The sequence below is a fragment of the Microbacterium sp. MYb64 genome (genome assembly GCF_002979495.1).
Lineage (GTDB): Bacteria > Actinomycetota > Actinomycetes > Actinomycetales > Microbacteriaceae > Microbacterium > Microbacterium azadirachtae_A.
Map to the genome: position 1 here is coordinate 27,006 of NZ_PCOW01000009.1, position 22,731 is coordinate 49,736.

Here is a 22,731-nt window from a genome sequence, read left to right on the forward strand (position 1 = left end):
ATGCCCTCGATGAATCCGTTCCGCACCCGCCCCAGGGGCCCGCTGTCCCTGCAGACACGGCTGATGGCGGCGGTGACCGGGTTCGTCTCGCTCATCCTCGTCGTGATCGCGATCGCGACGAGCGTCGTGCTCGGCAACGTGCTCAACGGGCGACTGCAGGACGAGCTCGCCGCGACCACGAAGAACGTCGGCACCCAGGCCATGCAGAAGCTCGTGCTGGGGCACGTCGTCCCCGACGCCTCGGACCTGGTGGTCGGCCCCACCGGCGTGCAGAACGGCACGCTGGTCATCGTCGTGACCCCGGCCGGCTCCGCGACGGGCACCGTGGTCACCGCCGACCGTGTCGCGCAGGACCTCACGCCGCTGCAGATCCATCAGGCGGTCACCGCCCTCTCCGAAGGCCGCTACACCGAGGATCTCTCCCAGCTCGGCGACTACCAGTTCGTGCACCAGCCGGTCCCTGCCTCGGGGCCGGCGCAGTTCGAGGTGATCACCGGACTCCCCCGCGCGTCCACGGAGGCGCAGATCACGACCCTGTTCTCCATGATCGCGCTCACCACGATCGGCGGACTGATCCTGCTCGCGCTGTCCACCGCGATCACGATCCGGGTCGCCCTGCGCCCGCTCCGCGAGGTCGCCGCGACCGCGAACAGGGTCGCCAACCAGCCGCTCGACCGCGGCGACGTGTCGATCACCGAGCGCGTACCCGCCGCGGAGGCGGATCCGCGCACCGAGACCGGACTCGTCGGATCCGCGCTGAACACCCTGCTCGATCACGTCGACGCCTCGCTCGCGGTGCGTCAGCGCAACGAGGAGCGGATGCGGCAGTTCGTCGCCGATGCGAGCCACGAGCTGCGGACGCCCCTGTCCTCGATCCGCGGATACTCCGAGCTGTCGCTGCGCGCGCTGACACGATCCGATGCGCCGGAGGATCCCGCCACGGCCTCCGCGCACACGGCCCTCGAGCGCATCCAGGCGCAGTCCCTGCGGATGACGAGCCTGGTCGAGGACCTGCTGCTGCTCGCGCGTCTCGAGGAGGGCAGGGAGCTCACCCTCTCCACCGTCGACCTGTCCCGGCTGGCGATCGAGGGCGTCGAGGACGCCCGTCCCACGGCGCCGGATCACGTGTGGGCGATCGACGTGCCGGAGGAGCCGGTCGAGCTCATCGGCGATACGGGACGGCTGCAGCAGGTGGTCACGAACCTGCTCGCCAACGCCCGCACGCACACCCCGGCCGGCACGCGCATCGCGATCGAGGTGGCCGAAGAGGGATCAGAGGTCGTGCTCCGGGTCCGCGACGACGGACCGGGCATCGACCCCGCGGTGCGCGACGAGCTCTTCAGCCGCTTCGCCCGGGGCGACCGCTCCCGCAACAGGGCGACCGGGGGTTCGGGCCTCGGCCTGTCGATCACCAAGGCGATCGTCGACGGCCACGGCGGCACGATCTCGGTGCAGAGCGAGCCCGGCGCGACGCTGTTCACGGTCCGCCTGCCGAAGGTGCCGCAGGCGACGGCCGGTGCGACGCAGACGCGCCCCGCCGACACCGCTCCCCCGCGTCCCGCCGACAAGGACGCGCCACAGCAGCATCACGCCGATCGTCCGGCGCCGCGGCACAGGGACGAGGACGCGCCGCGCGGCGCCGAGAACCGCGGCGGCGCGGGCAGCCACCAGCTCGGCCGCACTCTCGGCGGGCGCTGAAGCCGCCCCTGGTCGGCGCCGGAGGCGGGCCTCAGTAGCCTGCGAAGGCGTCGGTCGTCACTCGTCGCGCGCCGCGCAGCGCGGGGGCGAGCTCCGCGATGAGCCGCGGCGGACCCGAGATCCAGGCGTGCCGCCGATCCAGATCCGGCACCAGCGCGTGCAGCAGCGCCGCGTCCAGCCGTGCGCCGCCCGCCCATTCCGCGCCCGAGGGCAGGTCCGCGGGCCGGTCGGGGGCGACGACCACGATCCGTGCACCGGACCCGCCGAGCTCGCGCAGGTACGCGCACTCCTCCGCCGAGGAGGCCACGAGCACGAGCACCGCATCCGCCGCGTCACGCGCACCGAGCTGCGCGACGAACGGCGTCACCCCGATTCCTGCGGCGATGAGCAGCACGGGCGCCTCGCGGGCGGGCAGCACGAAATCGCCCCACACGCCTGTCGCGGTGAGCACGTCGTCGGGCTGCACCGCGCCGAGCGCGCGCTTGTAGCTCGACCCGCGCTCGGTCTCGCGATAGGCGATGCGCACGAACGGCAGCTCCGCCGGCGTGGAGACGATGCTGAACTCGCGGCGGGTGCCCCTACTATCGGGGCGGCGGTGCGGCACCTGCAGTTCCAGGTACTGCCCCGGCGCGAACCGGAACGGGCGCCGCGCCCGGAACGTCAGCTCGTGCACGGTCGGGGTGACAGCCCTGCGGCGCACGAGCGAGAGCCTGATCCCCGCGCGGGCGACGAGCACCGCGGCGAGGAGGTTGCCGACCAGCAGCGCCCGCTCCTGGCCGAGCGTGATGATCCCGAGGCTGATCGGCCAGCCGGCGAGCGCTCCCACGATCAGCGCGACGAGCAGCTGCTGCCATCGGCGCGACGGCATGCTCAGCGGCTCGGACAGCATGAAGGCGCCGAGGAACAGCACCGGCGACTGCAGCAGCACCGACGTGAGCATCGCCCCGGGTTCCACGGCCAGCCCGGCCGCGGCCGACTGCACCGAGAAGCGCAGGATCGACACGACGGCATACACGAGCACGAACAGCAGGACGACGCGGATCCGCTCGGTGCGCCAGAGCACGAGCAGGCCCAGCACGATCACGGGGATCGCCATCGCCGGAGTGCCGACCCACCACGCCGAGAAGCCGAGGCCGGTGATCGTGAGCACCGTCGCGCCGACGGCGGCGGGATTGAGCAGGTGCCGACCGCGCCACACCAGCACGTACTTGGAGGCCGCCGCGACCACGCCCGCGAGCGCGATGCCGCCGATCTGGTCGGGATTCGCGCCGGGCTGCACCACGAACAGCAGGATGAGCGCGGTGATCAGCGACGACTCGATGCGGCGCGGGACGCGCAGCAGCGCCTGGGCGACGGCATCGGTGCAGAGCGTCGCGAGCATCAGCACAGCCAGCGTGGCGAGGATGTCGAGCGGCAGCAAGGAGACCGCGCCGACGGTGGACAGGATCGTCGCGATCGCGGCCAGCGCGAGCAGCGCGTACAGCGTGAGCCGGTACATCGAAAGCCGTCCGAGCTGCGCGACCACGCGCTGGCGCGCGCCGATCAGCGTCGCGATCATGCGAACACCTCCATCCGGTCCCCTGCCGACCACTCGACCGTTCCGTCCGTGGTCATCCGCACCCATTCCACACCGGACAGGGCCGCGAACGCGGGACCGCCGTCGAAGAACAGCGCCGTGGCGGCGGCATCCGCGACCATCGCCTCCGCGGCGATGGCCCAGGTCGCCGCGATCGTGCGCACGGGCTCCCCCGTCCGCGCATCCAGCACGTGGTGCAGCCCGCCGTGCTCCCCCGGCCACGCACGCCGGTTCACCGCCGAGCCGCAGAGCGCCGCGTCCGCGACCGTGGCGACCCCGATCGCGCGCGTCGCGTCGAACGGGTGCTCGAGACCCACCCGGACCGGCGCCCCGCTCAGGCGCAGGTCGCCGCCGGCGTCGACGAGGCGTTCGGCATGCCCCAAGAATCCGAGCAGGTCGTGCACGACGTCGACGAGACGACCCTTGCCGATCGCGCCCACATCGATGAGGGCCGGTGCATGCAGGGCGAGGGCGCCGTCGTCCCAGGCGAGCTGTTCGGCCCAGTCGGCGGGCGCCGGTCTGGCGCCCCGATCGCGGAACGAGTACTCCGCGTCGTAGCCGCGCGCGGACAGGCTGTCGCCGAGGAGCGGCTGCACGGCGCCATCGGTCGCGAGCGACAGCTCCCGGTACAGATCGAGCATCGCCACCGCATCCGGCGGCGTCGGCACCTCCTGCGGCTCCTCGGCGAGGGCCGTCACGAGCGAGTCGGCACGGAACCGAGACCAGGTGTGGTCGAAGTCGCCGATCACGTCGCGCACCGCGTCGCGTTCGCTATCCGGGAGCCGCACGGACGTGCCGATCTCCCAGACGGTGCCGATCGCCTCGAACCGCCACACGTCCATCGGCGGGCGGGGATCCACCCTAGCCCGCGGCTTCGGTGCGGATGGTGGCCAGCGCCTGGGTGAAGCCCTTGCTGGTCAGCGAGGATCCCGAGACGCGGCTCACGGAGATCTCGTCGAGCTTCTTGCCGACCACCAGTGCGGAGATCCCGCCGATGAACTGCGACTGGTAGTGCTTCGTCTCCGACGCCTGCGGGTCGCCGGTGACCTCGACCTTCGTGACGGTGTCGTCGGCGAGGGTGATCGAGACCGAGATCTTCTCGACCGTCTCCGGCGTCTGGTACGAGCCGTCGGCGGAGTAGGTGCCGTCCTTGTAGGTCGAGCCGGACCCGGTCGAGGCGCCGGCGCTCGTCGCGGACGGCGAGGAGTCAGCGCTCGCCTGCGGGGCGGGCGTCCCGGTCGTGGTCTCGGCGGACGACGACTCGGCCGCGCACCCCGCGAGCAGCAGCGTTCCAGCGATGCCGACGAGGGCGGATCCTTGACGAACCGAGGGCGAGAGCTTCATGGTTCCAGCTTCCGCAACCCTCCTGTGCGTCACCTTTGAGATGACGCATCGTGTCGTGAAGTCAGGATCCGCGCCAGCCGACTCCGTCTCAGGCGGCGCCGTCGAACATGCTCGTGACGGACCCGTCCTCGAACACCTGCTTGATCGCGGTGGCCAGCAGCGGGGCGATCGGCAGGATCAGCAGGCCCGGGAAGCGCCGCGACTCCGAGAGCGGGATCGTGTCGGTGACGACGACCTCGTCGATCGAGGAATCCTGAAGCCGCTCGCTCGCCGGATCCGAGAAGATCGCGTGGGTCGCGGCGACGATCACCTTGCGGGCACCGTTGGCCTTGAGCGCCTGGGCGGCCTTCACGATCGTGCCGCCGGTGTCGATCATGTCGTCGACCAGCAGGCAGGTGCGGCCGTCCACCGCACCGACGATCTCGTGCACCGAGACCTGGTTGGCGACCTTCGGGTCGCGGCGCTTGTGGATGATCGCGAGCGGCGCATCCAGGCTGTCCGACCAGGTGTCGGCGACGCGCACCCGGCCCATGTCCGGCGAGACGATCGTGAGCGTCTCGCGGTCCTCGGCGTTCAGGGTCCGCTCGAAATGCTCAAGCAACACGGGCTTCGCGAACAGGTGATCGACGGGGCCGTCGAAGAAGCCCTGGATCTGCGCAGCGTGCAGGTCGACACTCATCACGCGATCGGCGCCGGCGGTCTTCAGCAGGTCGGCGACGAGGCGGGCGCTGATCGGCTCGCGACCACGGCCCTTCTTGTCCTGCCGGGAGTACGGGTAGTAGGGGGCAACGACGGTGATCCGCTTGGCCGAGGCCCGCTTGGCCGCGTCGAGCATGATGAGCAGCTCCATCAGCCACTCGTTCACACCGGTCCCGAAGGACTGCACGATGAACAGGTCGCAGCCGCGGATCGAGACCTCGAAGCGGGCGTAGAGCTCGCCGGACGCGAACGTGCGGTGCTCGACAGGGGCCAGCTCGGTGCCGAGCGCCGCGGCGACCGCGGCGGTCAACTCCGGGTGCGACCGGCCGCCGGCGACGACGAGCCTCTTCTTGGTCTTGGCGACCAGTCCCGGTGCGATGTCGTTCTCGCGGTCCAGCTCGACCGTCGTGTTCTTCTTGCGCCCCATCGGACCCGCCTATTCCGCCGAATCGGCACGTGCTGCAGCGTCTGCTGCGGCCGTGCCTGCCCTGTTCTTCTCGACCCACCCCGCGACGTTTCGCTGGGGGGCGACGCTCATCGCGAGCGCACCGGCGGGGACATCCTTGCGGACGACGGCGCCGGCGGCGGTCTTCGCGCCGGCACCCAGCCTAACGGGCGCGACGAGCACCGTGTGCGAGCCCGTGTGCACCTCGTCCCCGATCTCGGTGCGGTGCTTGTTCACATCGTCGTAGTTCGCGGTGATCGTCGATGCGCCGAGGTTGACCCCGCGCCCCACAGTCGCATCGCCGACGTAGGACAGGTGCGGGACCTTCGAGTCGTCGCCGATCTGCGCGTTCTTGGTCTCGACGTAGGCGCCGATCTTGCCGTCAGCGCCGAGCGTGGTGCCCGCGCGCAGGTACGAGAACGGGCCGACCGTCGCGCGCGCGCCGATCACGGCGAGCGTCGCCTCGGAGCGGCGGACCGTCGCGTCCTCGCCGACCTCCGTGCTGACGAGCGTCGTGTCGGGGCCGATGATCGCCCCGCTCGCGACCGTGCTCGCCCGCAGGACGTGGGTGTTCGGCAGGATCGTGACATCGGGCGAGAGGGTCACGTCGTCGTCGATCCAGGTGGTCGCGGGATCCTGGATCGTCACGCCTTCTCGCTGCCAGCGGCGCACGATGCGGTCGTTCAGGGTGCGCGCGGCCTCCGCGAGCTGGACGCGGTCGTTGATGCCGAAGGTCGCGGCCGTGTCGGCGGCGATCGAGACGGCGACCTTCTCGTCCGCGGCGCGGAGCAGGCCGATCACCGCGGTGAGATACATCTCGCCCTGCGCGTTGTCGGTGGTGACCTTCGCGAGCTCGGCACGGAGCAGACCCGCACGGAACACGTACACGCCGGCGTTGATCTCGCGCGTGGCCTTCTCGGCCTCGTCCGCATCCTTCTGCTCCACGATGCGGGCCACGTCCCCCGACGCGTCGCGGATGATGCGGCCGTACCCGTTCGGGTCGTCGACGATCGCGCTCAGCACGGTCGCCGCGGCCGCGGCGGCGCGATGCCCGTCGACGAGGGCCTGCAGCGTCTCGGCCTCCAGCAGCGGCACGTCGCCGGAGAGCACCAGCACGTCGCCGTCGAATCCCTCAGGCAGCGCGTCCAGCGCCACCTGCACGGCACGGCCGGTGCCCGGGACGTCGTCCTGATCGACGATGACCGCCTCCGGATGCTCGGCGGCGAGGGCCGCGACCACCTGGTCGCGCTCGTGGCGCACCACGACCTCGACCGTGTCGGCGCCCAGCTGCGCGGCGGTCGCCAGCACGTGCCCGACGAGGGTGCGGCCGCCGATCGGGTGCAGAACCTTGGGCAGGCGGGACTTCATGCGCGTGCCCTGGCCTGCGGCGAGGACGACGATGGCGAGTGTGTTCTCCGTCATGCTCCGCCGCCAGGATTCGAACCTGGACCCCACAGCTCCAAAGGCTGGGGTGCTGCCGTTACACCACGGCGGACCGCGCCCGCCCTGTGCGGCGGTCGCGCCTCAAGTCTGCCATGCGCGGCCTGTGTGATCGGGCCGGAACAGACGCGCAACCTCCCCGCAACACCGGCCGGGCAGGGTGGCGGCATGACGATCCTGATCGACCGCGTGTCCGTCTCGACCCCCGAGCTCGAGGCGTTCCTCGCCGCGCACCTGCGGGACATGGAGCCGACGGCGCCGCCCGAGAGCCGGCACGCCCTCGACATGGCGAGCCTGCTCGCGCCCGGTGTGCGGCTCTTCGCCGCGACGGCGGACGGCGCGCTCGCGGGAACGGGAGCGCTGGCCGCTCTGCAGCCGGGTCATGAGGAGCTCAAGTCGATGCGGACCGCGCCGGCGATGCGGGGCAGGGGCGTGGCGTCCGCGATCCTCGCCGCGCTCCTCGACGATGCCCGCGCCCGCGGCATCGAGCGGATCTCCCTGGAGACCGGCGCCGCGGACTGGTTCTGGCCCGCGCACCGGCTGTACGCCAAGGCCGGCTTCGACGAGTGCGAGCCGTTCGGGTCCTACGCCGAGGATCCGCACAGCCTGTTCCTCACCATGCGGCTCACGGACTGAGCCGCCCTGTCGCACGCACCTGCGCCCTCCGATGCGCCCGCGATAATGAACGGATGAGCATCGGAGCGGATCACGCCGGCGACGAGGTCGACCGGATCGTCGCCGCGTGGAACACGCAGCGGCCGGACCTCGACTTCTCGCCCCTCGAGGTGCTCTCCCGCGTGGACCGGCTCTCCCGACTGCTCGACCGCGCCCGCCGGGACGTGTTCCGTCGCAGCGACCTCGAGCCGTGGGAGTGGGACGTGCTGTCGGCTCTGCGCCGCGCGGGCGACCCGTTCCAGCTCAGCCCGAAGCAGCTGCTGCAGCAGACCCTCGTCTCCAGCGGCACCATGACGAACCGTATCGACCGGCTCGTGGGACGCCGGCTGGTGCGCCGGGAGGCGGATCCCGGCGACGGTCGCAGCGTGCAGGTGACCCTCACCGACGACGGCAGGGTGCGCGTGGACGCCGCGATCACGCGCCTCGTCGACGCCGAGGCGACCCTGCTCTCCGCGCTCTCCCGCAGCGACCGCGAACGCCTCGCCGCGCTGCTGCGCAAGCTCAGCCTGAGCTTCGGCGCCTGAGTCTCGGCGCCCGTGCTTCGGTGCCCGTGCCGGGGAGGCCGCGTCATCCCGCGGGATCGACGAGGACGACCACCTTCCCGGTGACGCGACCCGTCTCGACGCGCTCCTCCGCGGCGGCGAGATCGTCGAACGCGTACTCGGAATCGAGGTGCACCGTGATCCGGCCCGCGTCCGCCAGGGCGGCGACGCCGGCGAGCTGCGCGCCGTCGGCCGCCACCAGGATCCGCTGCACGGGCTCCGCTCCCCAGCCGCGCAGCTCCTCCTCCTGCGCCGCGGAGAACCCGGTGATCGTGACCACCGCGGTCCCCTCCGCGACGGCGCCCCGTGGCGGGAGCGTGTCCGAGACCGTGACGATGACGGCGTCCACGGGGCCGATCGCGGCGAGCGCGGCGCCGTCGCGATAGTCGATCACCTCGTCCGCGCCCCAGCCCGCGACGAGCGCCTGCTTCGCCGCGCCGGCGGTCGCGAGCACATGCGCGCCGCGCGCCGCGGCGAGCTGCACGGCGAGGTGCCCTACGCCACCCGCGCCGCCGAGGACGAGCACGCGTGCGGCGTCGCCCTCGCGGATGCCCGCGGCGTCCAGCGCCTGCCATGCGGTCAGTGCCGCAAGGGGCGCCGCGCCTGCTTGCGCAGCGCTCCACGCCCGTGGGGCCGCCGCCAGATCGTCCGCGGGGACGGCGACGAGCTCCGCGAGCGTTTGCGCCGCCTCGGGGAATCGGGCGAGGGCGAACACATCGTCGCCCTGCGCCCAGCCCCTCACCCCGGCACCCACCTCGACGATGGTTCCCGCGACGTCCCAGCCCGGACGATCCGCATACCGGATCGGGCCGAAGTCGTGGCCGGCGGCGCGGATCTTGACGTCCACGGGGTTGAGACCGACCGCAGCGACCCGGATCAGGACCTCGCCCGGTCCCGCCACGGGGGCGTCGAGGTCCTCGAAGGAGATGACCGTCGCGGCCGCGCCGGCCCCGGTGTAGCGCGCTGCGCGCATGTTCGTCCTCCCGCCCGCCGTCAGACCTGTGCCGGAGTCCACTCGGAGACGCTGCTCAGGCGCGCGATCTCCTCGGCGGACAGCTCGAGGCGTGCGCCGGCGAGCAGGTCCGGCACCTGATCCGCGGTGCGCGCGCTGGCGATCGGGGCGACGACGGCCGGCTGCGCCCGCAGCCAGGCGAGCGCGGTCGCCGTGATCGAGGCGCCGTGCGCGTCGCCGACCTCTTCGAGGGCATCGATGATCCGCAGCCCGTGCTCGGTCGCGTACTTCGCCGCACCCGCGGCGCGCGGCGACGTCTGGTCCGTCGCATCGGTCGAGCGGTACTTGCCGGTGAGGAATCCGCTCGCGAGGGCGTAGTACGGGACGAGTCCCAGTCCGAACTCGGTCGCGAGCGGGACGATCGTCTCCTCCACCTCGTTGCGGTGCACCAGGTTGTAGTGCGGCTGGACGGCCACGGGCTGGGCGACGCCGGTGGATCGTGCGATCTCGATCCACTCGCGAATGCGGTCGGCGGAGTAGTTGGACACGGCGATGTTGCGGACCAGCCCGTTCGCGACGAGCTGCCCGAAAGCCGCGACGGTCTCCTCGAGCGGCGCCTCCGCGTCATCGAAGTGCGCGTAGTAGAGGTCGATCGCGTCCACTCCGAGCCGCTCGAGCGACGCCTCGGCCGCGCGTCGCACGTTCGCGGCCGACAGGCCGCGGAACTGCGGGTGCTGGCTCACCTTCGTCGCGACGACGAGGCCCTGGGGGCGCCGCGAGGCGAGCCACTCGCCGATGATCGTCTCGCTCTCGCCGCCGCTGTTCCCCGGCACCCAGGCGCTGTACGCATCCGCCGTGTCGATGAAGTCTCCCCCTCCCGCGACGAACGCGTCGAGCACCGCGAAGGATGTCTCGCGGTCGGCGGTCCAGCCGAACACGTTGCCGCCGAGCGAGAGCGGGAAGACGGACAGGTCACTGGATCCGATGCGAGTCATACCGGGGGCAACCCGGCGACCCCCGACGCTGTTCCCGTGCGACGGCAGATGACGCGGACGCGCCGAGACGGCCGGCCCGGTCGGCCCGGTCGATCGTGGCGTCCCGCCGCCCGAACTAGGCTGGTGCGAATGGGCATGCCCTCTCCCCTTCCCGTGCGCGACGGCGTCGGCGCGACGCGCCTGCGCGTGCCCGTCGAGGGACCCTGGCCGACCGTCCGCGCGTTCATGGCGGAGCGCTTCTTCCATCTCGATCCGAAGCTCCTGCTGGACCGCTTCGACCGCGGCGAGATCGTGGCGTTCGACGGCACGCCCCTCGCACGCGAGACCCCGCTCGGCGTGCACGACTTCGTGTGGTACTACCGGGAGCCGCCGGTCGAGAGGCAGATCCCGTTCGATGTCGAGATCCTGCACCAGGACGCCGATCTCATCGTGGTCGACAAGCCGCATTTCCTCCCGACGACCCCCGGTGGCAAGTACCTGCAGAACTCGGCGCTGGTGCGGCTGCGCAATGCGCTCGACATCCCCGAGCTCACGCCCATCCACCGCCTCGACCGCGCGACGGCGGGCCTGCTGATGTTCTCGACGCGGCCCGTCACGCGCGGCGCGTACCAGCTGCTGTTCGAGAAGCGCCGGGTCGAGAAGGTCTACGAGGCCGTCTCGCTGCTGCCCGAGGACTGGGATCTGCGGAGGCCCGCGCTCGGCGGATCCGCGTTCCCGCTCGTGCATCGCAACCACATCGAGAAGCTGCGCGGGCAGGTCTGCGTGCAGGTGGATCCGGCGCGCGAGCCGAACGCGGAGACGCTCGTCGAGCTCCTCGGATTCGACGAGCGGGTGCTGCACACCCTGCTCCGCCCGCACAGCGGACGCATGCACCAGTTGCGCGTGCACCTCGCCGAGCTCGGTGCCGGGATCCTCAACGACGCGTTCTACCCCGACCTCCTGCCCGAGGCGCCGGACGACTTCGCCCATCCGCTGCAGTTGCTCGCCCGCGAACTGCGCTTCACGGATCCGCTGACCGGCACCCCCCGCGAGTTCCGCACCCGCCGTTCGCTACAGGACGCACCGGCCCGGGAGTGACGGCCCCGGCGGCAGCCCCGGCTCCGACCTCCCCGTCCCTCCACCTCCGTTTTGGGGCGCGATCCTGCCGTTCGGGGCGCACCACGCCGGGAAATCCTTGCCGGACGCGCCCCAAAACGACAGAACCCGCCCCGAACCGGTCCTCAGCCGCGCGGATCGGGAGATGATCGTCCCATGCGGATCGAGATCCTGACCATCGACGGCTGCCCGAACGGGCCCGCCGCGGAGCGCGCCGTGCGCCACGCGCTCTCCGAACTGGGATTCGATACGGAGCCCGCGGTCCGCGTGATCCGCACCCCCGCCGAGGCCGCCGCAACCGCCTTCGCCGGTTCGCCGACCGTGCTCGTCGACGGCGTGGACGCGGTGCCGGGATCCGCGCCGATCCAGGATCTGGCCTGCCGGGTGTACCGCACGGCGGACGGCCCCTCGGGCCACCCCACCGCGGAGATGCTCGTCCCGGCCCTACGCGCGGCGCTCCGCCGCTGACCGCGCCCGCCGCCATCTCCGGTTCGGGGCGCGATCACGCCGTTCGGGGCGCCCCCTGACCGGAAAATCCGGTGTGGCGCGCCCCAAAACGACAGAACACGCCCCAAACCAGGACAGCGCCCACCTCGAAGCCGGGACAGAACACGCCCCGAAACGGGACAGTGCCCACCGACCGGGCCGCCGCCCGACCGGCTCAGCGCCGCATGATGCGCCGGGCGAGCCAGGTGCCGAGGGTCTGCACGAGGTGCACGAACACGACGATCAGGATGATCGCGGCCCACATCACGACGGGCTCGAACTGGCGGAAGCCGTAGACCTGGGCGAACGCGCCCAGGCCGCCGCCGCCGACCAGCCCCGCCATCGCGGTCATGTCGATGAGCGCCACGACCACGAAGGTGTAGCCGAGGATCAGCGGCCCGAGGGCCTCGGGCATCGCGACCGTGAGGAGGATCCGCCAGGGTCCGGCGCCCATCGACCGCGCGGCCTCGATCACGCCGGGCGAGACCGAGACGAGGTGCTGCTCGACGATGCGGCCGATCGCGAACGACGCGGCGACGCCGATCGCGAAGGCGCCGGCGTTGATGCCGATGCCCGTGCCGATCACGATCCGGGTGAACGGCTGCAGCACGGCGATGAAGATCACGAACGGGATCGGCCGGAAGAAGTTCACCAGGAACGAGATGAGGATGCTCACCGGACGGTTCGGCAGCAGACCGCCGGGACGCGTGACGTACAGGCCGATCCCGATGATCGTGCCGATCACGCCCGCCATCGCGAGCGCGAAGGTGGTCATGTACAGCGTCTCGAGCGCGGCCTGCCAGAAGTCCGGGAGCAGTTCGATCAGGCGATCCATCAGCGCACCCCGCCTTCCGGCCGAGCCGTCCCCGCGGGTGCGTCGGATCCGATCTCGGTCACGGTCGCGTGCTCCCGGATCTTCCGGAGCGCGGCGTCGATCGCCGCGTCCGCACCGCGGATCGCGAGCGTGAGATGGCCGAACGCGCGGCCGCGGATGTCGTTGATCCCGCCGTAGACGAGTTCGAACGCGAGGCCGGCCTCGGCGAGGTCCAGGAACACCTGGGCCTGCGAGGAGTCGCCGTCGCGGAACGAGAACGTGACGAGCCGGCCCTCGTGGCGCGCGCCCAGCGACGCCTGCTCCGCGGGACTGGGGATGCCCTTGATGACGGTGCCGACGAAGCGCTGCGACGCCGGGTTCCTGGGGTTCGAGAACACCTCGAAGACCTCGCCCTGCTCGACGACGCGCCCGCCCTCCATCACGGCCACCTTGGTGGCGAGGGTCTGGATCACGTCCATCTCGTGCGTGATCACGACGATCGTCACGCCCTGCTCACGGTTCACCCTGGCGAGCAGTTCGAGCACCTCATGCGTCGTCTGCGGGTCGAGGGCGCTGGTCGCCTCGTCGGCGAGCAGGATGGCGGGCCGAGTGGCCAGGGCGCGCGCGATGCCGACGCGCTGCTTCTGGCCGCCGGAGAGCTGCTCGGGGAAGGCCTTGGCCTTGTCGGAGAGCCCGACGAACGCGAGCAGCTCCGTCACCCGCGCCTCGATATCGGCCTTCGCCCAGCCCGCGAGCGTGAGCGGGTAGGCGATGTTCGCCCTGACCGTCTTCGCGGAGAACAGGTTGAACTGCTGGAAGATCATGCCGATCCCGCTGCGCACACGACGCAGCTCGCGCTCCGTGAGCGTCGTGAGGTCGACGCCGTCCACGATCAGGCGCCCGCTCGTGGTCGGCTCCAGTGCGTTGATCAGGCGCACCAGGGTGGACTTCCCTGCCCCGGAGTATCCGATGATCCCGAAGACGTCGCCCTGGGCGATGTCGAGGGACACGTCGTCGATGGCGATCACGGGCGCCCCGTCCCGCGCGGTCGGCGGATAGGTCTTGGTCACGCCCTGCAGGCTCACGATCGGCATGGGTTCTCCGGTTCGGTTCTGCGTCACGGGGTTCTCGCGACGCGGAGCCGGGCGACGCGGTTCCGCATCGCCCGGCTCTGTCGTGCACGACGGGGATCGATCCCCCGCCGCCGGCCCGAGGGCCTCAGTTCTTGTGCGCCTTGACGTCCGACTCGACGGTCGCCTGCACCTTCTGCAGGTCGGCGGCGGAGAGGACCGTCGGGATCCCGATGTCGCCCGAGGCCTTCTTGAGACCCGCCTGCACGGCCGGATCCTTCTGGAAGATCTCGACGAGCTTCAGGTACGTGGGGTTGTCCTTGTCCTTCGCCCGTGCGGCGAAGATGTTGACGTAGGGCTGGGCGGTCGCATCCTTCGCGTCGTCCTGCGTGAGGGCGTCCGCGAACGTGAGCCCTGCGTCCTTGACGAAGTCGTTGTTGATGATCGCGGCGTCGACGTCCGGCAGCGAGGTCGGGATCAGCGCGGCCTCGAGCGGGGTGACCTTGACCTTGGAGGCCGCGGTGTCGACGTCGGCGACATCGGACAGGGCGGTGCCGCCGGACTTCAGCTTCACGAGACCCGCCGACTGCAGCACGAGCAGGGCGCGCGCCTGGTTCGACGCGTCGTCCGGAACCGCGACCGTCCCGCCGGCCGGGATCTCCTTCACGCTCTTGTGCTTCTTCGAGTACAGGCCGAGCGGGTAGATCGCGGTGGATCCGATCGCCTGCAGGTCCTTGCCGGACTTCACGTTGTACTGCGCGAGGTAGACGATGTGCTGGAACTCGTTGAGGTCGAGCTCACCCTCGGCGAGCGCGGGGTTCGGCTGCTCGTAGGAGCCGAAGTCCACCAGCTCGACGGTGATGCCCTCCTTCTTGGCGGCCTCGACGAAGGCGGGCCACTGCGGGTCGCTCTTGCCGACGACGCCGACCTTGACGGTCTTGCCGGACTCGGAGGTCGGGTCGGATCCGGCGCCCGATGCGGACGAGCAGCCGACGAGGGAGACGACGAGCGCGGCGGCCGCGGTGGCGGCGGCGAGCGCGGTGGTGAGGGTGCGGGACATGGCTGTGAGTTCCTCTCTTGGGGGACTCGACCACGCTACGAGGGGCTCCGAGCGCCCTCCGAATCGACCCGTCACACGGCGTCACAGCTCCGCGCCGGCACCCGTCTTCACGAGCTCGGACTCGGCCTCCGCGGCGGGGGCCGGCATTGCCGCACCTCGGCCGCGAGCCCGACGGACGAGCCGGGCTGCGAGATCGATCAGCACGCCGACCACGATCGACAGCACGATGCCGGCCAGCGCCGCGAGCAGGGGCGAATGCCCGAGCCAGGCGGAGGCGACGGACGCGATCACCGCGCTGAGCGCGACCCAGCAGACGGCCGCGACGAGCGACAGCGGCAGGAACCTCCGATACGGCAGCCTGGTCGCCCCGGCGGTCATGTTGACCGCGACCCGCCCGACCGGGATGTACCGCGCCACCAGCAGGTACACGGCAGGACGGGAGGCCAGGCGCTCGCCCGCCCACTCGAACGCGGAGCGCACGCGGGGACGCCGCATCCAGGCCCACCGCTCCGTGCCCACGCGACGGCCGATCGCGTACGCGGCGCTGTCGCCGGCTGCCGCGCCCACTCCGGCGGCGATGAGGACCAGGATCGCCGTAGGTGTCGCCGCAGGCCCCGTCGCGAAGGCCAGCGCCAGGGCGCCGACGACCACCGTCTCGCTCGGCACCGGTGGGAAGAATCCGTCCAGGAAGCAGAACAGCAGGATCAGGAGCGGCGCCCACGGGGTGAGGAGGAAGGAGCTCAGGAGGTCGGCCATGACCTCACGGTAGGTCGCGGCAGGATCCGGTCGCGTCCCTCTGCAGAGTGATCCTCGCCGCCCGTCGTACTACGGGAGTAGGACGGGCGGCACGCGGAGCGTCGCGGTCAGTCGAAGTCCTCGAGTCCCTGCAGGCGGAGCTGCTCGAGGTCGAGCCGCGCGGAGATCCGCCGCACGACGAGGTCGTCGACCGTCCCGGAGCGGCGCAGGCCCAGCAGCACCTCGCGCTTGCGGTCCAGCAGCCCGAGCTTGAGGCGCGTGAACTCCTCGTGGCGCACGAGCGGCGAGCGCTGCAGGAGGTCCACATCCTCCGAGGTCGCGATCATCTGCAGCGTCGCGCCCTCGATGAGCGTGCGGCGCGGAGCGGATCCACCCGCCGCGCCCTGCTCGTCGGCGGCGATCGGCTCGCCGCCGATGCCGTCGGATCCGATGCCGCCGGACGGAACCCCGTCGGATCCCGAGGCGTCCTCCTCCGGCTCGGTCCCCGCCGCGAGCGGATCGGGCTGTCCGAGCATCTCGTCGAGCGCCTTGACCTCGGCGTCCACGAGCGCCTGCTCGCGGGCGAGGGTGCGCGCGTTGGCGTACTCGAGCATCTGATAGCCCTCGAACCGGATCCGGTCGCGCACGTCGTCGCTGACCTCGAACCGCACCGCGAGGTCGTCGAGCGCCGAGAGCGCCGCCCCCGAGATCGTGCGCTCGGCGAGCTCGTACTCCTCGACCTCGCCCTGGTCGGCCGGGATCCGCGCCCAGCGCACGATCGCCGGCAGCAGCGTGCCCTGCACGAGCAGGCTCAGCAGGATGACGCCGGCCGTCACGAACACGATCTCGTCGCGGCCGTCCAGCGCTCCCCCGGCGACGGCGCCTGCGGGCACCGACAGCGCGATCGCGAGCGACACCGCGCCGCGCATGCCCGCGAACGTGCTCAGCACGCGCGAGCGCGCCCTGACGCCGCGCGGTGGGCGGGGACCCGTGCGCTGGTAGAACGGCACGCTGAGCAGCTGGAACAGGTAGCGCACGACGAGGAGCGCGACCCAGACCGCGAGCGTGACGAGCACGAGGCGCCCGATCGCGCCGGCCGAGATCTGGTGCACGACGTACTGCACCTCGAGTCCGATCAGCACGAAGAGCGCGCCGTTGAGCAGGAACACCCCGAACGGCCAGGCGGACTCGGCCTGCCGGCGGGACTGCGCCGTCGTCACGGTCGGCGAGACGTACGCGATGATCACGCCGGCGACCACGACCGCGAGCACGCCGGAGGCGGTGATGAGCTCGGCGAGCAGGAATGCGACGAACGGGACGAGGAGCAGGGCCGTGTTGATCACGATGGTCGAGGAGACCGCACGCAGCAGCAGGAACGCGAGGGCCGCGACGGCCACACCGGCCGCGATGCCGCCGAGGTACGAGACGATCACCGACCAGGTGACGCTCAGCGGGGTGATGTGCCCGCCGACCGCGAGCGAGATGCCGATCGCGTACAGCACGAGCGCCGTGCCGTCGTTGGTGAGGCTCTCGGCCTTGAGCTTCATGAACATGCGGCGCGGCAGCAGCCGGCCGAGGGCGGCGACCGCGGTCGCGTCGGGCGGCGCGACGGCCGCGCCGAGGATCAGCGCGGTCTCCCACGGCAGCCCGAAGAGCAGCCCGATGCCGGCGACGGCGAACGCGGAGACCACGACGAGCAGCGTGCTCATGGGCAGGATGTAGCGGAAGTCGCGGCGGATCGCGCGCAGCGACGTGGTCAGGCTCTCCCAGAACAGCATGACCGGCAGGAACAGCAGCAGCACCGTCTCCGGCGGCAGCTGGATCTCCCGGAGGGCCGGCACGAATCCCAGCGCGAGGCCGATGATCACGAGCACGAGCGGCAGCGCGAGCCGGAGCCGCGGTGCGAGCAGGGCGCCCGTGAGGATCGTGAGCCCCAGCAGGACGGTGACTTCGAGACCTTCCATGCGCGGTCTCCTCTCGTCTCGCATACGGACCGCGAGTGCCGTCCGCCCAGAGCACAGCATCGCCTAGGACCACGGTATTCCCGCGTGGGACTCCGTCGCCATCGATGTCGGCACATCCGCCAGACGGAGAATCGCCTTCCGGGACCCCGTGCAATAATCCCAGCCACGATGGGGACGACATGATCAGGGAACCGCGCAGCGCGTTCGTGGGGCGAGGGCGAGAGCTCGACGCGCTCTCCGCGCTGCTCCACGACACTCGGCTCGTCACCCTCACCGGTGTCGGCGGCGCCGGCAAGACGCGCCTGGCGATCCGGGCGGCGAACGCCCACGCCGACGCGACCGGCGATCCCGTCTGGTTCGTCGCTCTCGACGGCGTCCAGGATCCGCGGCGGCTCCCGCTCGCGGTGGCCCGTGCGCTCCCGCTGGGCGAGCAGTCCGTCCGGGATCCCCGCGAGTTCGTCATCGAGGTGCTCGGCGAGGCCCCTGCCCTGCTCGTGCTGGACAACTGCGAGCATCTGGTCGACGCCGTGGCCGCGATGGCCGACGAGCTGCTCGACGCGGTGCCGGGGCTGAGGATCGTGGCGACGAGCAGGCGGCGCCTGGAGCTGGACGGCGAGAACGTCTTCGCGGTGCCGCCGCTGGAGGTGGAGACCGCGGCGGGGGACGTCTCGGAGGCCGTCGCGCTGCTGACCGCCCGCGCCCGCGCGGCGGATTCCTCCTTCGTGCTGCACCCGGAGGAGGCCCCGATCGCGGTGGAGATCTGCCGCACCCTCGATGGTCTTCCCCTCGCGATCGAACTCGCGGCGAGCAGACTGCGCACGCTCTCCCCCGCCGATCTCGCCGCCCGTCTGTCGTCGCGCTTCACCGTGCTGCGCGGAACCTCCCGCTCCGCGGTCGCCCGCCAGCGCACGCTGCGCGCGGTCGTCGACTGGAGCCACGACCTCTGCTCCCCGCCGCAGCGCGCGCTGTGGGCCGCGGTGAGCACGTTCGCCGGCCCGTTCGACCTGGCTGCCGCCGCGGCGGTGGCAGGCGAACCGGAGGAGACCATCCTCGATCTGCTCGACGAACTGGTGGCGCAGTCCCTCGTGGAGGCGGATCGCGACGCCGGCAGGTTCCGTCTGCTGGAGACGATCCGCGGCTACGGGCGGGAGCTCGCCGAGGACTCCGGAGCGAGGCCGGCACTCGTCCGCCGCCATCTCGCGCACTACGCCCGCGTGGCCGCCGACGCGAACCGGCACTGGTACGGACCGCGGCAGGCCGAGACGATCGCGGGGCTCCGCGCGGATCGGGCGGAGCTGCAGGCAGCGCTGCGCGCGGCGGCCGCGCTCGACACCGCGGCCGCACTCGGCCTGTTCGCCGATCTCCGCTACCACTGGGGCGTCGGCGGATACCTGCTCGAGGGGCGCGGATGGGCGTCCCGGCTGCTCCCGCTGGCCGATGCGGCGCCCGACCTGCGCGTGCCGGCCCTGCTCACGGCGACCTGGCTGTGTCTGCTGCAAGGGGATCTCGACGAGGCACGGATCCGTCTCGATGAGGCGGCGGTCCTGTCGACGGACCTGCCTGCGGCGCTCCGTACCCGGACCGAGATCGAGCGTCATCGCTGGAACGGCACGCTCGCCCTCTTCTCGGGAGATGCGGCGCACGCCCGCGAGGAGTTCGCGCACTCGATCCGTCTCGCCGTCGACGCCGGTCTTCCGGAGGAGTCGATGTTCGCGCAGTTCCAACTGACGACCGCGATGAGCCACCTCGGCCTGCCGGACGCTGCGCTTCCCGCCGCGGCCGCGGAGCGCTATGCGGACGCGACCGGAGAGCGCTGGATGCGTTCGCTCGCCCTCTGGGCGCGCGCGCTGGCCTCGTTCACCGAGCGAGCGCTCGACGACGCCGAGAGCATCGCGCAGGAGGCGCTGGCCGTCGACACCGGGATCGACGATCCGGCGGGCGACTGCCTCGTGCTGGAGCTGCTGGCGTGGATCGCCGCCGCGCGCTCGCGCGCCGAACGCTCGGCCGTGCTGCTGGGCGCCGCCCGGAGCCGGTGGCGGCGGATCGGATCCGGCATCGAGGTGCACGGCCCGCAGATGACGGCGCACCACGACCGCTGCGTCGAGATCGTGCACGCGCGGCTCGGGCGCCGCGCCGCCGAGCGCCTCGCCGCCCTCGGCGAGCGCCTCTCGCCGGCGGAGGCGGCCTCCTTCCACGAGGACCGCGCACCGCGGCCCCCGGCTCTGAGCGACCGCGAGCGCGAGGTCGCCGCGGGCGTCCACGCCGGGCTGAGCAACCGCGGGATCGCCGAAAGCCTGGTGCTCTCGGTGCGCACGGTCGACACGCATGTGCAGCGCATCTTCGCGAAGCTCGGAATCTCCTCCCGCGCGCAGATCGCCGCGTGGTACGAGGCGGACTCCGCCGGTTCGAATCGGTAATCCTACGGATACCGCGGCGCAGGGCCCTCCCGCAGACTGACCCGGACGACGACGCCGCCCCGCGCTCCGCCGCTCTGCGACCGGGTCCGCATCCCGTCGTCGACCCGTAGCTCGACGAGGAGAGGACCGATCATGACGATCGCAGAAGAGGCGCCCGTCGCCGCGCACCCGGCCTTCCGGCCAGGACGGCTGTTCATCGGGGGGTCGTGGCGCGAGGCGTCCGACGGCGGCCGGATGGACATCCTCACCCCGGCGACCGGACAGAAGCTCACGGATGTCGCCCGTGCGACGGCCCAGGACGTGGACGACGCGGTCGCCGCGGCCCGCGCCGCCTTCGACTCCGGCGTGTGGTCCGGGCTCTCCAGCCGCGAGCGGGCCCGCATCCTGCAGCGCGCGCACGACCTGCTGCGCGAGCGCACCGAGGAGCTCGCGCAGGCGGAGAGCGCGAACGCCGGCAAGCCGATCACGTTCGCGCGGATCGTCGACGTCAATAACGCCGCGGAGCTGTACGAGTACTACGCGGCGCTGGGGCACCACCTCGACGGCGAGGTCAGGGAGATCTCCGCGCACGCGCACGCCTACGTGAAGAAGGAGCCCTACGGCGTGGTCGCGGCGATCACGCCCTTCAACTTCCCGCTGATCCTGTCCAGCTCCAAGATCGCGCCCGCGCTGATCGCCGGCAACACGATCGTGCACAAGCCCGCGAGCGACACCCCGCTGAGCGCCCTGATCGTGGCCGAGGTGCTGCAGCAGGCCGGCGTGCCGGACGGCGTCTTCAACGTCGTCACCGGTCCCGGCTCGACGCTCGGCGATCATCTGGTCGGACACCCCGGGGTGGACAAGGTCGCCTTCACCGGCTCGACCGAGGTCGGAGCCCGCGCAGCGGCGCTCGCCGGGAAGTCCCTCACGTCGTTCACGGCCGAACTGGGCGGCAACGCCGCCAACATCCTGTTCGCCGACGCCGATCTGGACACCGCGATCGGGACGGTCATCTCCGCCTTCGTCTTCAACAGCGGCCAGTTCTGCATGGCGGGACCACGTCTCCTGGTGGAGCGGCCGATCTACGAGGTCGTGCTCGGCATCCTCGCCGACGCGGTGCCGCAGGTCCCGTTCGGGGACATCACCGATCCGGCCACGGTGATCGGCCCCGTCGCGAGCCGCAGCCAGCTGGAGAAGGTCGCCGGCATCGTCGACCGCGCGCGGGCCGCGGGAGCGCGCGTGGTCACGGGCGGCGAGAGGGTCGACCTCGACGGCGGCTTCTACTACGCGCCCACGGTGCTCGCCGACCTCGACCCGGCCGCCGAGGCGGTCGTCGAGGAGATCTTCGGCCCGGTGCTGACGGTGCAGCCTTTCGACACCGAGGACGAGGCCATCGCGCTCGCCAACGACACGAGATACGGGCTGGCCAGCGGCATCCAGACCTCGGATCTCGCACGGGCGCACCGGGTCGCCGCCCGCCTGCACGCCGGCATCACCTGGGTCAACGGCTGGGCGATCCTCGACCCCGCGATCCCGTTCGGCGGCGTCAAGGCCTCGGGGTGGGGCCGGGAAGGCGGTCCGGAGGCGATGGCGTCGTATCAGCGGTCGCACGCGATCGTGATCGGCCTCGGCCCGGAGGACCCGCGGTGACCGCGGGGCGCGCCGCCGTCCTGGAGGCGGGGGCGTTCACGGTCTCCGATGTCGACTACGGCGACCCCGGCCGGGACGAGGTGCTCGTGCGGCTGGTCGCGAGCGGCCTGTGCCACACCGACCTCGCGGTCCTCGCCGGCGGGATCCCGTTCCCTGCCCCCGGGATCATCGGGCATGAGGGCGCGGGCGTCGTCGAGCGCGTCGGGCCGGGGGTGACGGAGGTCGCACCGGGCGACAAGGTCCTGCTCAGCTTCGCCTCCTGCGGCGACTGCGCGGCCTGCACGGCGGATCACCCGGCGTACTGCGAGACCTGGCTGCCGCGGAACCTGCTCGGCGCCCTGCGCCAGGACGACGCCGGAACGATCACCCGCGACGGGCAGCCCCTCGCCGGCCACTTCTTCGGCCAGTCCTCGTTCGGCACCTTCGCGATCGCCGACCGGCGCTCGCTCGTGAGGGTCGCCCCGGACGCGGACCTCACCGCCATCGCCCCGCTCGGCTGCGGCGTGATCACCGGCTTCGGCTCGATGTGGAACGTGCTCGACCCGGGCCCGGACGACATCGTCGCCGTGTACGGGGCCGGCGCGGTGGGTCTGTCCGGGGTGATCGCGGCGTCTCTGCGCTCCCCCGCACGACTCATCGCGATCGACCTCGTCGCGGAGCGGCTGGACCTCGCCAGGGAGCTCGGCGCGACCGACGTGATCGATGCAGGCGCCGAGGACGTCGCCGCGCGCCTCGCGGAGATCACGGCGGGCCACGGCGTCGATCTGAGCTTCGACACGACGGGGAGTCCCGGCGTCGCCAGGGCCGCGCTCGACGCCGCGGCGATCCGCGGCACGGTGCTGGTGTGCGGCGCGCCGCCGCCCGGAACCGAGATCGCCGTCGACATCCAGGGGATCCTCACGGGCAAGGTGCTGCGCGGCGTCACGATGGGCGATGCCAGGCCGCAGCAGCTGATCCCGCAACTCGTCGCGCTGCATGCCGAGGGCCGGCTTCCGCTGGAACGGCTGGAACGCGCCTATGAGCTCGACGAGATCGCACGCGCCGCCGAGGACATGCACCACGGCCGCACGGTCAAACCGGTGATCGTGTTCTGAG

Annotated in this window: 20 protein-coding genes and 1 tRNA gene; 8 read left to right on the top strand and 13 right to left on the bottom strand. The window is 72.0% G+C overall.

Annotation, left to right across the window (positions count from 1 at the left end; translation table 11 throughout):
* Complete coding sequence (locus CQ044_RS10000) at positions 1–1,698, top strand: cell wall metabolism sensor histidine kinase WalK (RefSeq protein ID WP_258133244.1); 1,698 nt, start codon at positions 1–3, stop codon at positions 1,696–1,698.
* 31 nt (positions 1,699–1,729) lie between these two features.
* Here CQ044_RS10000 and CQ044_RS10005 read toward each other — a convergent pair whose 3' ends face one another.
* The 6 genes from CQ044_RS10005 to CQ044_RS10030 all read right to left on the bottom strand — a co-directional run bounded on the left by CQ044_RS10005 (position 1,730) and on the right by CQ044_RS10030 (position 7,257).
* Entirely contained in the window at positions 1,730–3,256 is a 1,527-nt protein-coding gene (locus tag CQ044_RS10005) for an FAD-dependent oxidoreductase (RefSeq protein ID WP_105688331.1), read from the bottom strand.
* Positions 3,253–4,116 carry an FAD:protein FMN transferase gene (locus CQ044_RS10010; protein ID WP_105688332.1) on the bottom strand — a complete coding sequence of 288 codons (864 nt, stop codon included), beginning with the start codon at positions 4,114–4,116 and terminating at the stop codon, positions 3,253–3,255. Before CQ044_RS10010 ends, CQ044_RS10005 begins: the two co-directional genes overlap by 4 nt.
* 19 nt (positions 4,117–4,135) lie before the next feature.
* Positions 4,136–4,618, bottom strand: a complete 483-nt coding sequence (locus CQ044_RS10015) for an FMN-binding protein (protein WP_105688333.1) — start codon at positions 4,616–4,618, stop codon at positions 4,136–4,138.
* An 88-nt stretch (positions 4,619–4,706) separates the two neighbouring features.
* The gene (locus tag CQ044_RS10020) at positions 4,707–5,744 is read right to left on the bottom strand and encodes a ribose-phosphate diphosphokinase (protein ID WP_105688334.1); all 1,038 of its coding nucleotides are present in this window, start codon (positions 5,742–5,744) and stop codon (positions 4,707–4,709) included.
* A 9-nt stretch (positions 5,745–5,753) separates the two neighbouring features.
* Positions 5,754–7,184 carry a bifunctional UDP-N-acetylglucosamine diphosphorylase/glucosamine-1-phosphate N-acetyltransferase GlmU gene (glmU, locus tag CQ044_RS10025; RefSeq protein ID WP_105688335.1) on the bottom strand — a complete coding sequence of 477 codons (1,431 nt, stop codon included), beginning with the start codon at positions 7,182–7,184 and terminating at the stop codon, positions 5,754–5,756.
* A 1-nt stretch (position 7,185) separates the two neighbouring features.
* A tRNA-Gln gene (locus CQ044_RS10030) sits at positions 7,186–7,257 on the bottom strand.
* 113 nt (positions 7,258–7,370) lie between these two features.
* On the opposite strand from CQ044_RS10030, the gene CQ044_RS10035 reads away from it, so the two are divergent.
* Positions 7,371–7,838, top strand: a complete 468-nt coding sequence (locus CQ044_RS10035) for a GNAT family N-acetyltransferase (RefSeq protein ID WP_105688336.1) — start codon at positions 7,371–7,373, stop codon at positions 7,836–7,838.
* A gap of 53 nt (positions 7,839–7,891) precedes the next feature.
* A complete protein-coding gene (locus CQ044_RS10040) occupies positions 7,892–8,401 on the top strand; it encodes a MarR family winged helix-turn-helix transcriptional regulator (RefSeq protein WP_181158270.1) in 510 nt (169 codons plus the stop codon).
* Between the two features lie 43 nt (positions 8,402–8,444).
* Here CQ044_RS10040 and CQ044_RS10045 read toward each other — a convergent pair whose 3' ends face one another.
* Together CQ044_RS10045 and CQ044_RS10050 are read right to left on the bottom strand one after the other, a co-directional pair.
* The gene (locus CQ044_RS10045; protein WP_146116779.1) at positions 8,445–9,392 is read right to left on the bottom strand and encodes an NADP-dependent oxidoreductase; all 948 of its coding nucleotides are present in this window, start codon (positions 9,390–9,392) and stop codon (positions 8,445–8,447) included.
* Between the two features lie 20 nt (positions 9,393–9,412).
* Complete coding sequence (locus CQ044_RS10050; RefSeq protein ID WP_105688338.1) at positions 9,413–10,366, bottom strand: aldo/keto reductase; 954 nt, start codon at positions 10,364–10,366, stop codon at positions 9,413–9,415.
* A gap of 135 nt (positions 10,367–10,501) precedes the next feature.
* Here CQ044_RS10050 and CQ044_RS10055 point away from each other — a divergent pair, with 135 nt between their 5' ends.
* The gene (locus CQ044_RS10055) at positions 10,502–11,443 is read left to right on the top strand and encodes a pseudouridine synthase (protein ID WP_219844954.1); all 942 of its coding nucleotides are present in this window, start codon (positions 10,502–10,504) and stop codon (positions 11,441–11,443) included.
* Between the two features lie 174 nt (positions 11,444–11,617).
* Positions 11,618–11,929: a hypothetical protein gene (locus tag CQ044_RS10060; protein ID WP_105688340.1), complete on the top strand. Its 312-nt coding sequence runs from the start codon at positions 11,618–11,620 to the stop codon at positions 11,927–11,929.
* Between the two features lie 193 nt (positions 11,930–12,122).
* On the opposite strand, the gene CQ044_RS10065 is transcribed toward CQ044_RS10060, so the two are convergent.
* From CQ044_RS10065 to CQ044_RS10085, 5 genes are all read right to left on the bottom strand, one after another.
* Positions 12,123–12,782 (bottom strand): methionine ABC transporter permease, encoded by a 660-nt coding sequence (locus CQ044_RS10065; protein ID WP_105688341.1) that lies wholly within the window; start codon positions 12,780–12,782, stop codon positions 12,123–12,125.
* Positions 12,782–13,855: a methionine ABC transporter ATP-binding protein gene (locus tag CQ044_RS10070; RefSeq protein ID WP_105688342.1), complete on the bottom strand. Its 1,074-nt coding sequence runs from the start codon at positions 13,853–13,855 to the stop codon at positions 12,782–12,784. Before CQ044_RS10070 ends, CQ044_RS10065 begins: the two co-directional genes overlap by 1 nt.
* A 124-nt stretch (positions 13,856–13,979) precedes the next feature.
* On the bottom strand, positions 13,980–14,891 hold the full coding sequence (locus CQ044_RS10075; RefSeq protein WP_105688343.1) for a MetQ/NlpA family ABC transporter substrate-binding protein: 912 nt from the start codon (positions 14,889–14,891) through the stop codon (positions 13,980–13,982).
* 81 nt (positions 14,892–14,972) lie between these two features.
* The gene (locus CQ044_RS10080; protein ID WP_105688344.1) at positions 14,973–15,647 is read right to left on the bottom strand and encodes a DedA family protein; all 675 of its coding nucleotides are present in this window, start codon (positions 15,645–15,647) and stop codon (positions 14,973–14,975) included.
* A gap of 107 nt (positions 15,648–15,754) precedes the next feature.
* Positions 15,755–17,590 carry a Na+/H+ antiporter gene (locus CQ044_RS10085; protein WP_105688345.1) on the bottom strand — a complete coding sequence of 612 codons (1,836 nt, stop codon included), beginning with the start codon at positions 17,588–17,590 and terminating at the stop codon, positions 15,755–15,757.
* Between the two features lie 179 nt (positions 17,591–17,769).
* Between CQ044_RS10085 and CQ044_RS10090 the strand changes: the two genes are divergently transcribed.
* The 3 genes from CQ044_RS10090 to CQ044_RS10100 all read left to right on the top strand — a co-directional run bounded on the left by CQ044_RS10090 (position 17,770) and on the right by CQ044_RS10100 (position 22,730).
* The gene (locus CQ044_RS10090) at positions 17,770–20,007 is read left to right on the top strand and encodes a LuxR C-terminal-related transcriptional regulator (RefSeq protein WP_105688346.1); all 2,238 of its coding nucleotides are present in this window, start codon (positions 17,770–17,772) and stop codon (positions 20,005–20,007) included.
* Positions 20,008–20,139: 132 nt separating this feature from the next.
* Positions 20,140–21,636, top strand: a complete 1,497-nt coding sequence (locus tag CQ044_RS10095; RefSeq protein WP_105688347.1) for an aldehyde dehydrogenase — start codon at positions 20,140–20,142, stop codon at positions 21,634–21,636.
* Entirely contained in the window at positions 21,633–22,730 is a 1,098-nt protein-coding gene (locus CQ044_RS10100; RefSeq protein ID WP_105688348.1) for an NAD(P)-dependent alcohol dehydrogenase, read from the top strand. The genes CQ044_RS10095 and CQ044_RS10100 overlap by 4 nt, the downstream gene beginning before the upstream one ends.
* Position 22,731: the final 1 nt, after the last annotated feature.